Genomic DNA, 15,740 nt, shown 5'->3' on the forward strand with positions numbered 1-15,740 from the left:
GCGCGTCGTTACATCAACCGCGTGTCGCGCGTCTCGCGCATGCACAGCACGCCGATCATGCTGACCGCCGCCGCGATCGACACATACGCGCCGACCCACGGCAGCCCGCCGCGCGCGGCCAGCATCTGCGCGATATACGGCGCGACCGATGCGCCGAGAATCCCGCCCAGGTTGTACGACACGCCCGCGCCGGTATAACGCACGTTGGTGGGGAAAAGCTCGGGCAGCAGCGCGCCCATCGGCGCGAAGGTCACGCCCATCAGGAACAGTTCGATCACGAGGAACAGCAGCACGAGCTGCGTCTGTCCGCTGCCGAGCAGCGGCGCCATCGTGAAGCCCGACAGGATCGCCGCGACGATGCCGACCATCAGCACCGGCTTGCGCCCATAGCGGTCGCTCGCCCAGGCCGACAGCGGCGTGGCGAGCGCCATGAACACCACGGCGATGCACAGCAGCCCGAGGAACGTCTGCCGCGGAATATGCAGCACGGAGACGCCGTAGGACAGCGAAAACGTCGTGGCGTTGTAGAACAGCGTGTAGCAGACCACCATCGCGAGCGCGCCGAGCAGCGTCGGCAGCCAGTGCTGCGAGAGCAGCGTGGCGATCGGCACCTTCACGCGCTCCTTGCGCTCGATCGCCGCCTGGAAGGCCGGCGTCTCGGCGATTTTCAAACGCACGTACAGCCCGAGCAAGACCAGCACCGCGCTGACGATGAACGGCACGCGCCAGCCCCAACTGCGGAACTGCTCGTCGGTGAGCGACAAAGCCAGCGCGAAGAACAGACCGTTGGAAGCGAGAAAGCCGACCGACGGTCCCAGTTGCGGAAACATGCCGAACCAGCCGCGCTTGCCGGCCGGCGCGTTCTCGGTGGCGAGCAACGCCGCGCCGCCCCATTCGCCGCCGAGGCCGATGCCCTGGCCGAAGCGCAAGATGCACAGCAGGATCGGCGCCAGGCTGCCGATCGCGTCGTAGCCAGGCACGAAGCCGATCAGCGTGGTCGACACGCCCATCACCAGCAGCGAGGCGACCAGCGTCGACTTGCGGCCGATCCGGTCGCCGAAGTGGCCGAACAGAAACGAGCCGATCGGCCGCGCGACGAACGCGATGCCGAACGTGACGAAGGCCGACAGTGCCTGCGCGGTGGCCGAGCCGTGCGGGAAAAACACCGGCCCGATGACGAGCGCCGCGGCGGTCGCGTAGACGTAGAAATCGTAAAACTCGATCGCGGTGCCGATGAAGCTCGCGAAGATGATTCGCGCGCTATTGTTCTGCCCGGCTGCGTCGGGCTGGGCCGCGGAAATCGGCGAAGTGGACATGCAGGGTCTCCATGTGTCGTGATGCCGTCGGGCGCCGTGCTTCGTCGCACGCTGGCGCGGTCGCTCGGCGGTTTTTCGGGGTCATGCGCTTGCGCGTCGCGCGCCGGTTTGTTCAAGGCGACATGCGGCCACGCGCGGCGCTGGCAATGCGGCAACAGCTTACAACGGCAGCCGGCAAAACTCGCCCACGAAAGCGGCCATACCAGGGAAATAACCCGGCGAGGTGCGCGACGCGTGCAGGCTGTGAGGCGGCCGGTCGATGCACGGCACCGATCGCCGCGATCCGGCTTCGCATGAGTGTGCATCGTGCGTGCATCGGGAAGCGTCATCGAGCAGGCGGCGCGCGGATGGCGCGGCAACGCTGCAGTCGGGCTTGCGCCGCGCCGGCGGGTGAGCGGGCGGCGTGAGCCAATGCCGGAAGACTCCGGCGCGGGGAATCGAAAAATTATAGCGAGCGTGACTGCCACGCAGCAAGGCAGCGCGCGACTTGCCGTGCGCGCGTTGCCATACCGACAGCGTGTTCAATCAATGGTCAGCGCTTGCGGCGACGCGAGTTGGCGTAACTGGAACTTGCCGTTGTCGTTGAAAAGCCAGTCTTCGAACAGTTCGAGTTGCCCGCGGCCGTTCAGCAATTTGCCGGGCGGCTCCGGGAATGGCGCCGCGCGCCGCAAGGTGGCGAGCGCGGTGCTCTCCGCTTCGTCGTCGCCGTTGCTGCGATAGACCGACGATTGCACCACGTGCCCGTTGCGGTCGACCGTGAACGACACCACCACCAGCGAGCGCAGCATCGCTTGCGGCGTGCCGCGCAGCACATAGGAAGGATTGCGTTCGACGATGCGTTTCGCGACGGCTTCGCGATACTGGTCGAGGGTCAAACTGTTGACCGCCGCGGCCGGCGTGGTGACGACGGGACGTTGCGGCGGCGTGAACGTGCAGCCGGCCACGACGATGGCCAAAGCCGCCGTTAGCGCACGAGCCCCGGCGGAACCGCGCACATGCAGTGAAGAGACGCGCGGCGCAGCCACCGCGCAAACGTGTGAAGCGACGCATCCGGTGACGCGCCGAGGATAACGTGAGCGGGTATGCATGGCCGTGGCAACGACAAGTGATTGTTCTAAAGTTGATGGTAGCCAAAACGCGCGAGGATTCAATTGGCGTTCGCCCTGTATGCCGGCGCAGGTTCATGGCATGGTGCGGGCTCGCGGATTGCTGCGCGAAGTCCTGGCATATCGTTCTGTCGCATGCCGCGAAAGCGGCTGAACGATTCAACTCGCGCACGAATTGACATACCATCCGGTTCTGTCCATTACCGAACGAACCGACATCATGGTCACTTGCTATTTGCGCTACATCGTCGATCCGTACAAGCTGAAAGAGTTCGAGCACTACGGCAAGCTGTGGATTCCGCTGGTCGAGAAATTCGGCGGACGGCATCACGGCTATTTCCTGCCGTCCGAAGGCACGAACAATGTCGCGCTCGCGATGTTCACGTTCGAATCGCTCGCGGCGTATGAGGCTTACCGCATCGAGTCGATGGACGATCCCGAGTGCCAGGCCGCATTTGCGTATGCGGAACAAACGCGCTGTATCGTCAGTTACGAACGCAGTTTTTTCCGGCCGGTTTTTAGCTGAATGCGCGTGCTGTAACGCGCCGAAATTTGGCCGGATTTGTGTATGGCGCAAACGCGCCTACACTGCGATGGCCTCTTTCGGGAGGCATCGGTGGAAGTCTTTCATTTAGCCCGCTTCGTGCGGGCTTTCTTTTGTGCGGCGCCTTGCGCAATCGGTCCGGCGTCGCGGCGCACAAACGAAAAAGGCGAACCCGTCGATGAGTTCGCCTTTCCTTGCGCTTGGCGCCTGTCTTCGAAACTAGCGTTACTTCAACGCTTCCCGCGCAGCCTTCACGGCGGCCAGCACCTGTTCCGGCGCGGTGCCGCCCGGATGATTGCGGCTCGCCACCGAACCTTCCAGCGTCAGATATGAAAACACGTCCTCGCCGATCAGTTGTGCGACGTTCGGCAGTTCCGCGCGCATTTCGTCGAGCGTCAGATCCGCCAGATCGCAGCCGCGATCCGCGCACACGCGCACGGCCAGCGCGACCGCTTCGTGTGCGTCGCGGAACGGCAGGCCGCGCTTGACGAGGTAGTCGGCCAGATCGGTTGCCGTCGAGAAGCCTTGCAGCGCGGCGTCGCGCATCGCTTGCGGCTTGACCGAGATGCCGGCGACCATTTCAGCGAAGATGCGCAGCGTGTCGGCTACCGTATCGACCGTGTCGAACAGCGGCTCCTTGTCTTCCTGATTGTCTTTGTTGTACGCGAGCGGCTGGCCTTTCATCAGCGTGAGCAGCGCGATCAGATGACCGTTCACGCGGCCCGTCTTGCCGCGCGCGAGTTCCGGCACGTCCGGGTTCTTCTTCTGCGGCATGATCGACGAACCGGTGCAGAAGCGGTCGGCCAGATCGATGAAGCCGACGCGCGGGCTCATCCACAGCACGAGCTCTTCCGAGAAGCGCGACACGTGCGTCATGATCAGCGCCGACGCGGCCGTGAATTCGATCGCGAAGTCGCGATCGGAGACGGCGTCGAGCGAATTCGCGCAGATGCCGTCGAAGCCCAGCGTTTTCGCCACCGCGTGACGGTCGATCGGATAGCTGGTGCCGGCGAGCGCCGCCGCGCCGAGCGGCAGACGGTTCACGCGCTTGCGGCAATCGAGCATGCGCTCGGCGTCGCGCGAAAACATTTCGACGTAGGCGAGCAGATGATGGCCGAACGTGACCGGCTGCGCGACCTGCAGATGCGTGAAGCCCGGCATGATGGTGGACGCGTTTTTCTCCGCCATGTCGAGCAGGGCGGTGCGCAATTGCGTGAGCAGGCCGCCGATGCGGTCGATCTCGCCGCGCAGCCACAGGCGGATGTCCGTCGCGACCTGGTCGTTGCGCGAGCGGCCGGTGTGCAGGCGCTTGCCCGCGTCGCCGATCAGCGCGGTCAGGCGCGCTTCGATGTTCAGATGAACGTCTTCCAGATCGAGCTGCCACTCGAACTCGCCGCGCTCGATTTCACCCTTGATCTGCGCCATGCCGCGTTGGATCGCGGCGAGGTCGTCGGCGGCGATGATCTTCTGCGCGGCCAGCATCGAGGCGTGCGCGAGCGACCCTTCGATGTCGACGAGCGCAAGACGCTTGTCGAAGAAAACCGACGACGTGTAGCGTTTGACGAGTTCCGACATCGGCTCCGAGAAGCGAGCCGACCAGGCTTCGCCTTTTTTGTGCAGTTGGGACGTCATGGTGTTGGGCAGTTGAACGAGCGGTGAGAGGCTGACGGCGCCTGGTTGGATACACGTACCTTAGGCACGCCGGATACGCTAAATGCGCCGCCGAAACGAAGAAACCGGCAAAGGCCAAGATTTTAACACTCGCCTATTCCCGCACCAGCACCACCAGCTTCAGGTCCTCGCGATGCGCGGGTTTGAAGGTGATCTGGTCGTAGACGATGCGGCCTTCGCGCGGATGATTGAACTCGCGCCGCCCGCCTTCACGGCCGCCCACGTCTTGCGACGCCCAGAAGCGCGCGAACGCGTCGCTGGCGGCGCTGAGCGAGTCGATCAGCGCGCGCGTGGGCGCGTCGTTCAGGTGGCGGATCGAGTCGGCGCGGAATTCGGCGGCGAGGCGGCGCGCGCGCGTTTCCCAGTCGACGATCAGCTCGCGCGCGGCCGGCTCGGTGAAGGTGAAACGCAGCAGATTGCGGTCGTGCGCGCCGTCCAGCCAGCCGACGAACAGATCGGCGGCGCGCTCGTTCCAGGCGAGCGCATTCCACTGGCGGTCGAGCACGTAGGCCGGCGCGTTCACTAGCTGCACGGTTTCGAGCAGCGTGGCGGGCGCGTCGGCGGCGGCCGGATCGGGCTCGGCCGGATCGCGCTGGGCGGCCAGTTCGAACAGATAAGCCCGCTCGGCGCGCGACAGTTGCAGCGCGACGGCGATCCGCGCGAGCGCGTCGGCGGAGGCGGAAACCGGCCGGCCTTGCTCGATCCACGTGTACCAGGTCGGGCTCACGCCGCACAGTTGCGCGACTTCCTCGCGCCGCAAGCCCGGCGTGCGGCGGCGCGGGCCGGGCGGCAGGCCGACCGCTTGCGGCGTGAGCCGTTCGCGATGAGCGCGGATGAAGTCGCCGAGCGCGCGGGCTGGCGTGGCGTCGAGCGGCGGCGGGGTGTCGGCGGTGGACGGCGTGGTCATTCTGATCGGGCAGCGCGTGGAGGCATTAGGGGGTGTGATCGATACCAGAATAATTGCTTAACTTGTACTGGTACATGGCGGGCTCTATTGTAGCGGCAGGCACGGCGCGATGCCGTCCCGAGCAACCCCACCTGGATAAACGGAGTCTTCCATGAAGCACCACGATCAGGTCGCCGACGCCTTCGGCTCGACCGCCGCCGCGTATTTGACGAGTTCGACCCATGCGAGCGGCGCCGATCTGCGGACGCTGGCCGAAGCGATCGCGGCGACGCCCGACGCGACGGTGCTCGACATGGGCTGCGGCGCGGGCCACGCGAGTTTCGCGGTCGCGCCGCACGCGAGGGAGGTCGTCGCCTACGACATCGCGCCGCCCATGCTGGCGACGGTGGAAGGCGCGGCGAAGGAGCGCGGTCTCGCGAACATCCGCACGCGGCAGGGCGCCGCCGAAACGCTGCCGTTCGACGACCATTCGTTCGACTGGGTGATCAGCCGGATGAGCGCGCATCACTGGCACGACGTGCCGCTCGCGCTCGCCGAAGTGCGGCGCGTGTTGAAGCCGGGCGGCAAGGTGTTGTTCGTCGACATCGCCGGCAGCGATCATCCGTTGCTCGACACGCATATCCAGGCGGTCGAACTGTTGCGCGACGGCTCGCATATCCGCGATTACCGCGCCGACGAATGGATCGCGTTTTTCGAAGCGGCCGGTTTCAGCGCATCGATTCGTGAGCGTTGGCGCATCGACATCGAGTTCGGCTCGTGGGTGGCGCGCATGCGCACGCCGGAACCGCGCGTGGTGGCGATTCGCTCGCTGTGGACACATTCGCCCGATGAAGTGCGCGAGTATTTCGACGTGCGGGAAGATGGCTCGTTCAAGCTCGACGCGCTGATGGTGCAGGCGCACTAAAAGCGCATCGAGCGTGCCGCCGCTCCACAAACGACAAAGCCGGGCGCGAACTGCTTCGCACCCGGCTTTGTCATTGCCGCCGCTACGAGCGACCTCGAACGGCCGCCGCCTGCCTCAACGCGGGCTCAACCCGTATTACGCAACCCCGCCGCAATCCCGTTGATGCACAAGTGAATCCCGCGCCGCACGCGCGCGTTGGTATCGCCCGCGCGGTGACGCTTGAGCAGTTCCACTTGCAAGTGATTCAACGGATCGAGATACGGAAAGCGATTCTTGATCGAACGCGCGAGCAGCGGATTCTCCGCGAGTCGCTCGCTCTTGCCGGTAATCTCCGACAACGCGTTCGACGTGCGCTCCCATTCCGCGACGATCCGTTCGAACACATGCTTGCGCAGCTTCTTGTCCGACACGAGTTGCGCATAGCGCGACGCGACCGCGAGGTCGGTTTTCGCCAGCACCATGTCCATGTTCGACAGCAGCGTCGAGAAGAACGGCCACGTCTTATACATTTTCTTCAGCAGCGCGAGGCGGCGCGTGCGTTCGGCATCGCTCGGCGCGCTGTCCAGATGCGCGGCCACCGCGCTGCCGAAGCCGTACCAGCCGGTCAGCAGCAAACGGCATTGGCCCCACGAGAAGCCCCACGGAATCGCGCGCAGGTCCTCGATTTTGCGTTGCTTCGGGTCTTGCAGCTTGCGCGACGCCGGACGGCTGCCGATGTTGAGTTCGGCGATCTCCGAGATCGGCGTCGACTCGAAGAAATACTCCTTGAAGCCAGGCGTTTCGTACACCAGCGCGCGATAGGAGGCCATCGCCGCGTCGGACAATTGCTGCATGGTCTCCTCGAACACCGGCAGTTGCGCCGGCGCGTTGCCATGCGGCAGCAACGACGCTTCGAGCGTCGCGGCCACCACGATTTCCAGATTGCGCCGGCCGATTTCCGGATTGCCGAACTTGCTGGCGATCACTTCGCCTTGCTCGGTCAAGCGGATCTGCCCGTCGACGGTGCCCGGCGGCTGCGACAGAATCGCCTGATAGGTCGGACCGCCGCCGCGGCCGACGGTGCCGCCGCGTCCATGGAACAGGCGCAGCGTGATGCCGCGTTCGTTGAAGAGCGACACCAGCGCGAGTTCGGCGCGATACAGCTCCCAGTTCGACGTGAGGAAGCCGCCGTCCTTGTTGCTGTCCGAATAGCCGAGCATGACTTCCTGCTCGTTGCCCTGGTGTTCGATCAGCGCATCGACGCCCGGCAGCGCGATCAGATCGCGCATGATGTGCGGCGCGTTGCGCAAGTCGGGGATCGTCTCGAACAGCGGAATCACCATCAGGCCTGCTTTCGCCGGATTGTGCGCGTCCCCCAGACGCCCGCGCAGCAGGCCGGTTTCCTTTTGCAGCAGCATCACTTCGACCAGATCGCTGACGGTCTCCGTGTGCGAAATGATGTAGTTGCGCACCGCGCGCGCGCCGAATTTTTCGCGCGTGATGCGGGCTTCTTCCAGCACGCCGAGTTCGCTCTTCACCAGGTCGGAATACTCGGCATACGGCAGACGCAGCGGACGCGGCTGGGCCAGTTCGGCGAGCAGCACCTTGAGCTTGTCGTCCTCGGAAAGCGCCGCGTAGTTGCTCTCGACGCCGGCACGCTTGAACAGTTCGGCGATCACCGCTTCGTGAATGTCCGAGCTTTGACGCAGGTCGATGCTCGCCAGATGGAAGCCGAACACTTCGGCGGCGCGCGCGAGCGGCGACAGGCGCGGGGCCGCGAGCGGCGCGCCGTGATGCTCGGCGAGCGAATCGATCAGCACGTGCAGATCGCGCACGAATTCGGCGGAGTCGCCATACGGCTTGGCGCGCACCGGCGCCGCGCCGCGGCCCGCGCTGCGCAGCGGCACGCTGCCTTCGCCGAGGCGCACGCGCGCGCTTGCCGCGAGCCGCGTGTACATGCCGATCAGCGCGCGGCGATACGGCTCGTCCGTGCGATGCGGCGACTGGTCGGGCGAGGCGGCCGCGAGTTCCTTCAGCGCGTCGCTGGCGCCGGCCAGCAGGTTCGACACCGACAACTCCGCGCCCAGCTTGTGCACCTGCTCCAGATAGTGCTCGAAGATCACCGCGGCCTGGCGGTCGATGGCGTGTTCGAGCGTTTCGGCGGTGACGTTCGGATTGCCGTCGCGGTCGCCGCCGATCCAGCTGCCCATCTGGAAGAACGGCGGCAGGCGTGCGGCGAGGCCGTGCTCGGTGAGCGCGTCTTCGATATCGGCGTAGAGCGCGGGGATTTCCTCGAGGAAGGTCGCGCGGTAATACGACAGCGCGTTTTCGATTTCATCGGCGACGGTCAGGCGCGAGTCGCGCAGCATGCGCGTTTGCCAGAGCGACGTGACGCGCGCGCGGAGCATCGCTTCGTTGTGCGCGCGCTCGCGGTCGGTCAACGGCTGATCGCGTTCCGCGAGCAGACGCGCGACGTCGTGCTGCGCGTCGAGAATGCTCTTGCGCTGCACTTCGGTGGGGTGCGCGGTCAGCACGGGCATGATCAGCGCTTCGTTGAAGAACTGCTGCAATACCGGCGTCGCGGCGGCGCCCGCCTCGACGAGCCGCTCCAGCGCGTGAGCGATGGTGCCCGGTTGCGAGGTGGAGCCGGCGAGTTCGTGAATCCGGTGACGGCGATTGCGGTGGCGGTCCTCGGCGATGTTCGCGAGGTGCGAGAAGTAGCTGAACGCGCGCACCACGCTGACCGTCTGCTCGGGGCTGAGCGAGCGCAGCTTCTTGTCGAGCGTCTGCGCGGCGGCGCTGTCGTCCTCGCGGCGAAAGCGCACGGCGTTCTGGCGAATCGTTTCGACCACGTCGAACACCGCGTCGCCTTCCTGCTCGCGCAGCACGTCGCCGAGCAGGCGCCCGAGGTAACGGATGTCCTGGAACAGCGGATGGTCTTTGTCGTCGCGCGTGCGGCCGTTGTTTTTCGGCGCGGGCGCGATCGTCTCGGTCGACACGGCTTCCAGCATGGGTGCTTTATCGGCGCCGTTGGCCACCGCTTTGACCTTCGGGGCTTTCGTCGTGGCCGGTTTCAGTGCGTGGGCGGCGTTCGCGGCTTGCGTCGCCTTGGCGGTCCTGGCCGTCTTCACCGCCTTGTCTGCTTTTTCCGCCTTGACGGGCACCGAGGTTTTGGCGGCCTTCGGCGTTTTAGCGGTATTGGCGGCCAGCGTGGTGTGGCGGGCGCGTTTGGCCGGTATCGACTGAGCGGCGGTGGATGTCGCGGCGGCGGTAGTGGTGGAAGCGGCGGTGGCCGTGGCGGCGTCGGCCGCGCAAGCGTTGGGCGATGCAGTGTTGCGGCGGGCAGGGCGCGCCGATCCGGAAGACGTCACGATGGGTTTCCTCAGGGAAGCCAGGGTCTGTTGAGTGATGAACTGCTACTGCGGAACTGCACTATGAACTGCAACGTGAACAGCAATCTGAACTGCGCGAAACGGTATGCGCCGATGGCGATACGCGGAGAGGGTGGCCGCGCGTTGCGCGACATGCAGTGCGCCTCGTTGCTTTCATGAGGCTTGCACTTGCGCGATCGGCACGTTGCGCCGCGTTGCATCATCCCGCATGCTGAGCTCCGGTGCGCGAACGACCGTGCGCGATCAGGCTGGAATGGGGCAGGTGCGCGCCGCGTGAGGCCCGTCTCCTCCATCGATACCGCGCCAGCACGGCGCCCCGCCGCGCCCCATGACATAAGGCTGGAAACAGGGGCAGAGGCCGGGGCGGACCCCAGGGCGCGTGCTAACATTGTTTGTTATTACACCCCGTCATTCGATCAGCAAGCTAATGAACACCGAGACGTTTTCCACGCCACCCCACACGCTTGTGATTGCGTCGCGAGAGAGCCGCCTGGCCATGTGGCAAGCGGAGCATGTGCGATGTGCGCTGCACAAATTATATCCATCTTGTGACGTAAAAATCCTCGGAATGACGACGCGCGGCGATCAAATTCTCGATCGCACCTTGTCGAAGGTGGGCGGCAAGGGCCTCTTCGTGAAGGAGCTGGAAGCCGCTCTCGCCGACGGCCGCGCCGACCTCGCCGTGCACTCGCTCAAGGACGTGCCGATGGAATTGCCCGCGGGCTTCGCGCTGTCCACCATCATGGAACGCGAGGACCCGCGCGACGCGCTCGTCTCCAACGATTACGGCTCGCTTGCCGCGCTGCCGGCCGGCGCGGTGGTCGGCACCTCCAGCCTGCGCCGCGAGGCGATGCTGCGCATCCGCTATCCGCACCTCGTGGTGCGGCCGCTGCGCGGCAATCTGGATACGCGTCTGTCGAAACTCGATCGCGGCGACTATGCGGCGATCATTCTGGCCGCGGCCGGTTTGAAGCGTTTGGGTCTCGAGGCGCGCATCCGCGCGCTGCTCGATCCCGAGGACAGCTTGCCCGCCGCCGGTCAGGGCGCGCTCGGCATCGAGATTCGCGCCGATCGCGCCGACCTCGCGGCCTGGCTCGCGCCGCTGCATCACGAACATACGGCGCTGGCCGTCGAAGCGGAGCGCATGGTGTCGCGCGTGCTCGGCGGCAGTTGCGAGGTGCCGCTCGCGGCCTATGCCATGTGGCACGACGGCGCGCTGCATCTGCGCGGCATCGTCGCCACGCCCGACGGGCAACGCGTGTTGAGCGCGCAGGCCTCGGCGCCCGCGCCCAACGTCGAACGCGCGATCGCGCTCGGCCAGCAAGTGGCGAGCGCGCTCGAACAGCAAGGCGCGATGGAGATCGTCCGCGCGCTGAGCACGGCGAGCGGTCCCGCGTCGGCCTCCGGTTCGACAGACAGCGCGGTGACCGGCGAGTGATGACCGCCGACACTTTCGGCAACACTTCGTCATCCGCCGCGCGTGCGGCGTTCACGGTCGTGATTACGCGGCCGGCCGGTCAGTCGAGCGAACTCGCCGCGCGGCTCGCGGCGGCCGGCATCGTCACGCTGGATTTCCCGCTGATCGACATCGCGCCCGTTGCCGACGAAGCGCCGTTGCGCGCGGCGCTGGCTTCACTCGAACGCTATGCGCTGGTCGTGTTCGTCTCGCCGAACGCCATCGATCACGCGTTTGCCAAAAGCGGCGCGATCTGGCCGCATGCGCTGCCGATCGGCGTGGTCGGGCCGGGCAGCGTGCAGGCGCTGGTGCGCCACGGCGTCGCCGCGCCGGCGTACAACGTGATCAGCCCGGCCTCCGGCGCCGATGACGACAACGGGCGCTTCGATTCCGAGGGCCTGTTCGCGGCGATCGATGCCGCGCTCGGCGCGGCGAATCTCGAAGGCAAGCGCGTGCTGATCGTGCGCGGCGACGGCGGCCGAGAGTGGCTGGCCGAGCGTCTGCGCGAAGCGGGCGCCGAAGTCGAAACGGTCGCCGCGTATCGGCGACTTGTGCCGGAACCGTCGATCGGCGCATGGGCGCGCGTTCACGAACTGCTCGCCGGCGCGCCGCATGCGTGGCTGCTGACCAGTTCTGAAGGCGTGCGCAATCTGCACGAACTCGCACAGGAACATCTCACCGCCGACGAACTCGCGCAGCTCAAACACGCCGCGCTCGTCACGCCGCATCCCCGTATCGCGCAGACCGCGCGGGCATTGGGTTTTGATAGCATTACGGTGTCCGGCGCGGGCGACGAGCGCATCGCTCGCGCCTTGCTTGCAGCCGCATCGGCCGCCGCACCCGCAGCCGCACCTTCCGCAGTTAAACCGGTACCGTCCAACCCGGCTCACTCACCGGCTAAATCACGCATGACAGAAACGAACGCATCCACGAACGCTTCACCCCAGCCCGCCGCGAGCAGCGGGTTGCCGCCGAATCAACCCTTCACGCCCTATGAGGCGCAAAAGCGCCGCAGCGCGAGCGGACCGCTGCTGTGGTTTGTCGTCGTGATCATTGCTTGCGCCGCGGGCGTGGGCGGCTATGCGCTCAACCGCAAGGTGGAGCGCGCCGAGCAGCAACTCGCGCAGCGCCAGCAAGCCAACGACACGCAGACCAACGAACTGCGCATCAAGACCGAACAGGCGCTCGCCACGGTTCATCAAGCGGACGCGCACGTCGCGCAGCTCGAAGGCAAGCTCGCCGATACGCAAGCCGCGCACCAGGCGTTGCAACAGCAATACGCCGATCTCGCGCGCAATCGCGACGACTGGACGCTCGCCGAAGTCGGCCAGATGCTCTCGGCCGCGAGCCAGCAGTTGCAGCTCACCGGCAACACGCAACTCGCGCTGTTCGCGCTGCAAAGCGCCGACACGCGACTCGCCGCGTCGGACAACGCGCAAGTGGTGGCGGTGCGCAAGGCGATCGCGCAAGACATCGACAAGCTGAAGGCGGCGCCCTCCACCGACTTGACCGGCCTCGCCATCAAGCTCGACAACGCGATCGATCAGGTCGACAGCTTGCCGCTTTCCGGCGAGGCGCCGATCGCTCGCGCCACGCCGAAGGCCGCCACGTGGACCGACACCGCCAAGGTGGCCGCGGCCACCGGCGAGCCGCGCTGGAAGGTGTGGTGGCGCGAAGTCTCCAGCGGCATCGGCCAGCAGTTGACGAGCCTCGTACAAGTGCGCCGCATCGACAACGCCGACGCGATGCTGGTCGCGCCCGATCAAGGCTACTTCGTGCGCGAGAATCTGAAGATGCGCTTGCTGTCGGCGCGCCTCGCGCTGCTCTCGCGCAACCAGACCACGCTGAAGTCCGACTTGCACGCGGCGGATGCCGCACTCACGCGCTACTTCGACAATTCGTCGAAGAACACGCAGACCGTGGCCGATTTGCTCAAACAGGTGGACGCCGGCTCGGCCGCGGTTGAACTGCCGAATCTGAACACGAGTTTGCAAGCCGTCAATCAATACCGGAGCCGAGGTTAATCATGGCGATCCGGGGACTTTTATGGCTCGCGTTGCTGTTCGCCGTCGCGGTGGTGCTGGCGGTGGTCGGTCGCTTCGACACGGGGCAGGTGCTGCTGATCTATCCGCCGTACCGCGTCGACATCTCGCTGAATCTGTTCGTGGTCGGGCTGGTGGTGCTGTTCATCCTGCTCTACGCGCTGCTGCGCATTGTCCGCAATATCTGGCGCATGCCGCAGCGGGTGGCCGCTTACCGTGCGCGCTCGCGGATCGCGAAGGCGCACGCCGCACTGCGTGACGCGATCGGCAATCTGTACGCCGGGCGTTTCTCGCGTGCCGAGAAGGCCGCGAAGGATGCGCTCGCGAACGGCGACAACAAGGGCGCGGCCGGCTTGATCGCGGCCACCGCGGCGCACCGCATGCATGAATATGCGCGGCGCGACGAATGGCTCGCGCAGATCGAGGAAGCCGACTGGCAGGACGCGCGTTTGATGGCTACCGCCGACATGCGCTCCGATGGCCGCGACGCGGACGGCGCGCTCACCGCGCTCACTGAAATGCAGTCGCAGGGCGCGCGGCGGATTCACGCGCAACAGATCATGCTGCGCGCGCAACAGCAGTTGAAGAACTGGGGCGAGGTGCTCAAGCTCGTCAAGACGCTGGAAAAACGTGAGGCAATTCATCCGGCGGTGGCGGTGCGTTTGCGTCAACTGGCGGCGGAGAATTTGTTGCGCGACCGGCGTCATAACGCCGATGCGCTGCTGGAGTTGTGGCATTCGCTCACGCCTACCGAGCGTCATTCGCCGCGTCTCGCCGATCTCGCCGCTGAACTGCTGGTGGCGCTGAATCGTCCGCAGGAGGCGCGCAAGATCGTCGAGGAGGCGCTCGCGCAGAACTGGGACGCGCGCTTGCTGCGCCGTTATCCCGACACGGCCGGAGGCGATGCGTTGCCGTTGATCCAGAAGGCCGAGGCATGGCAGAAGGATCGCCCGGAAGATGCGGACTTGCTGTTCGCGTTGGGCCGCTTGTGTCTGCATCAGCAACTGTGGGGCAAGGCGCAATCGTTCCTCGAACGCGCGCTGAAACTCGCCGATAACGAGACGTTGAAGATTCGTTCGCATCGCGCGTTGGCGCGCTTGCATGAACAACTCGGCGATGCGGAGAAGGCGAGCCAGCATTATCGCGAGAGTGCGTTGGCGATGAATATCGTGTGACGGTTGCGTTGCGCGATGGATGTCATCTTGAATGGCCGGCGTTGCCGGCCATTGTTTTTTTCGATCTTTCTTTTTACGGCAGCCGGTTACTGCACGGTGGCGGTGGCTAACGTGACGGCGGTTTTCGCGGATGGGCTTTTACGCTGGGAAGCGGTTGCGCTTGCTTTTGCGTTCGCCTCGGCGACAGGTGGTTTTCCTCTCTGCGATGCCTCGGCCAGCAACTTCGCTGCGTGATGTGCCGTGATGCGCCTATGCGGGACGCCTTTCGCATCTAGAGCAATGACCTGGAACAGCTCACGGTCGCATTCGAGTTCCTGTTGATACTGCTCTGCCGTGTCTACGAGCAATTCGATGAGCGTTTTTTGTCGCTGTCTTTCGTCGCGCGTGATCGCGGGATTTCTCACTATCGACGCCGCGAGCGTGATCAACGTGTCCAGTTGACCCACCTGCCGATCGCATAGATCGAACGCGGAAAGGGCAAGCTTTTCGTACTGAAGTGCGTCGACAGGCGGACGCGAAGCCGGTTGATTTTTGACGGACCTGGTCATGGTGCGATCTCCCTGTTGCTTCTTTGGATCGCCCGGACACTTGCCTTTTTGGTGGAAGGGGTGAGCGGGCACGTGATGCGGTTGACAGACCGGCGTTCCAACATTCCGGCGAGCCTCGCGGCTCCCCCACCACAGCCCGCCCATAGAAATATAGACGTGCGGAGATAGACGCACGACCCGCGTGAGCGGGTGTGCGGTTGGAACGTCAGGCTGTCAAACCTGGTCGCTGGGTGTTTCCCGGCGACTCGGTAATTATAAGGGAGGCGACCTTGGTTGCATTCAACCTGGTGGGCTAAATGTCTCGGGTTGGCTGAAGGGATAAGGGCGGATAGGGCGCGGGGTGGGTGTGCGGGATTCTGGTGGTTTCGGATGCGGTTTAGGTGGTGGTTTGGTTGGCTGTTTTTGAACGATGCGGGGGACTGGGGGCGACCCAATGCTGCCCTTCACACTCGTCGACAGCAGTCGTTCGACTCGCGCCGCTTGGCCGCGCTCAGCGCGAATTCCTGTGCGGCGCACCTAACTGAGGCGAGCGGGTTTTTTTGAGGTTCCAATGAGAGTAATATCCGAGTCGAATAAGTGGAGTTACTGATGGGTGCATCAAATATTGCCTTATGTTCTCAGGCGGCGTAACGAACATGCTTTTCCTTGAACAGATTGCGAATCACGTGAGGTTCCTTCTGCCGGCGATGCAGATGCCGAC

At 65.3% G+C, this 15,740-nt stretch carries 11 protein-coding genes; 5 read left to right on the forward strand and 6 right to left on the reverse strand.

Annotated features, from left to right (window positions below):
• Positions 1-8 precede the first annotated feature (8 nt).
• Together ACTJLC_RS24475 and ACTJLC_RS24480 are read right to left on the reverse strand one after the other, a co-directional pair.
• Positions 9-1,316: an MFS transporter gene (locus tag ACTJLC_RS24475; protein ID WP_114162032.1), complete on the reverse strand. Its 1,308-nt coding sequence runs from the start codon at positions 1,314-1,316 to the stop codon at positions 9-11.
• A 521-nt stretch (positions 1,317-1,837) separates the two neighbouring features.
• Positions 1,838-2,404 carry an energy transducer TonB family protein gene (locus tag ACTJLC_RS24480; protein WP_083085463.1) on the reverse strand — a complete coding sequence of 189 codons (567 nt, stop codon included), beginning with the start codon at positions 2,402-2,404 and terminating at the stop codon, positions 1,838-1,840.
• A gap of 238 nt (positions 2,405-2,642) precedes the next feature.
• Here ACTJLC_RS24480 and ACTJLC_RS24485 point away from each other — a divergent pair, with 238 nt between their 5' ends.
• A complete protein-coding gene (locus tag ACTJLC_RS24485; protein ID WP_073430769.1) occupies positions 2,643-2,948 on the forward strand; it encodes an NIPSNAP family protein in 306 nt (101 codons plus the stop codon).
• Between the two features lie 243 nt (positions 2,949-3,191).
• On the opposite strand, the gene argH is transcribed toward ACTJLC_RS24485, so the two are convergent.
• Positions 3,192-4,598 (reverse strand): argininosuccinate lyase, encoded by a 1,407-nt coding sequence (gene argH, locus ACTJLC_RS24490; RefSeq protein ID WP_073430768.1) that lies wholly within the window; start codon positions 4,596-4,598, stop codon positions 3,192-3,194.
• A gap of 133 nt (positions 4,599-4,731) precedes the next feature.
• Positions 4,732-5,544, reverse strand: coding sequence for a helix-turn-helix transcriptional regulator (locus tag ACTJLC_RS24495; protein WP_073430767.1), 813 nt, complete (start codon positions 5,542-5,544; stop codon positions 4,732-4,734).
• 151 nt (positions 5,545-5,695) lie between these two features.
• Between ACTJLC_RS24495 and ACTJLC_RS24500 the strand changes: the two genes are divergently transcribed.
• The gene (locus ACTJLC_RS24500; RefSeq protein WP_310134764.1) at positions 5,696-6,448 is read left to right on the forward strand and encodes a class I SAM-dependent methyltransferase; all 753 of its coding nucleotides are present in this window, start codon (positions 5,696-5,698) and stop codon (positions 6,446-6,448) included.
• 125 nt (positions 6,449-6,573) lie between these two features.
• Here ACTJLC_RS24500 and ppc read toward each other — a convergent pair whose 3' ends face one another.
• Positions 6,574-9,798: a phosphoenolpyruvate carboxylase gene (gene ppc / locus ACTJLC_RS24505; RefSeq protein ID WP_310134762.1), complete on the reverse strand. Its 3,225-nt coding sequence runs from the start codon at positions 9,796-9,798 to the stop codon at positions 6,574-6,576.
• A 448-nt stretch (positions 9,799-10,246) separates the two neighbouring features.
• Between ppc and hemC the strand changes: the two genes are divergently transcribed.
• The 3 genes from hemC to ACTJLC_RS24520 are packed head-to-tail and all read left to right on the forward strand — an operon-like array spanning position 10,247 to position 14,492.
• Complete coding sequence (gene hemC, locus ACTJLC_RS24510) at positions 10,247-11,257, forward strand: hydroxymethylbilane synthase (RefSeq protein ID WP_083085452.1); 1,011 nt, start codon at positions 10,247-10,249, stop codon at positions 11,255-11,257.
• Positions 11,257-13,299, forward strand: coding sequence for a fused uroporphyrinogen-III synthase HemD/membrane protein HemX (hemDX, locus tag ACTJLC_RS24515; protein ID WP_083085450.1), 2,043 nt, complete (start codon positions 11,257-11,259; stop codon positions 13,297-13,299). The genes hemC and hemDX overlap by 1 nt, the downstream gene beginning before the upstream one ends.
• Positions 13,300-13,301: 2 nt before the next feature.
• Complete coding sequence (locus tag ACTJLC_RS24520; protein WP_310118656.1) at positions 13,302-14,492, forward strand: heme biosynthesis protein HemY; 1,191 nt, start codon at positions 13,302-13,304, stop codon at positions 14,490-14,492.
• 86 nt (positions 14,493-14,578) lie between these two features.
• Here ACTJLC_RS24520 and ACTJLC_RS24525 read toward each other — a convergent pair whose 3' ends face one another.
• On the reverse strand, positions 14,579-15,040 hold the full coding sequence (locus tag ACTJLC_RS24525; RefSeq protein ID WP_083085447.1) for a hypothetical protein: 462 nt from the start codon (positions 15,038-15,040) through the stop codon (positions 14,579-14,581).
• Positions 15,041-15,740 lie beyond the last annotated feature (700 nt).

The sequence above is a fragment of the Paraburkholderia sp. 22099 genome, assembly GCF_052045835.1.
In the GTDB taxonomy this organism is placed as follows: Bacteria; Pseudomonadota; Gammaproteobacteria; order Burkholderiales; family Burkholderiaceae; genus Paraburkholderia; species Paraburkholderia terricola.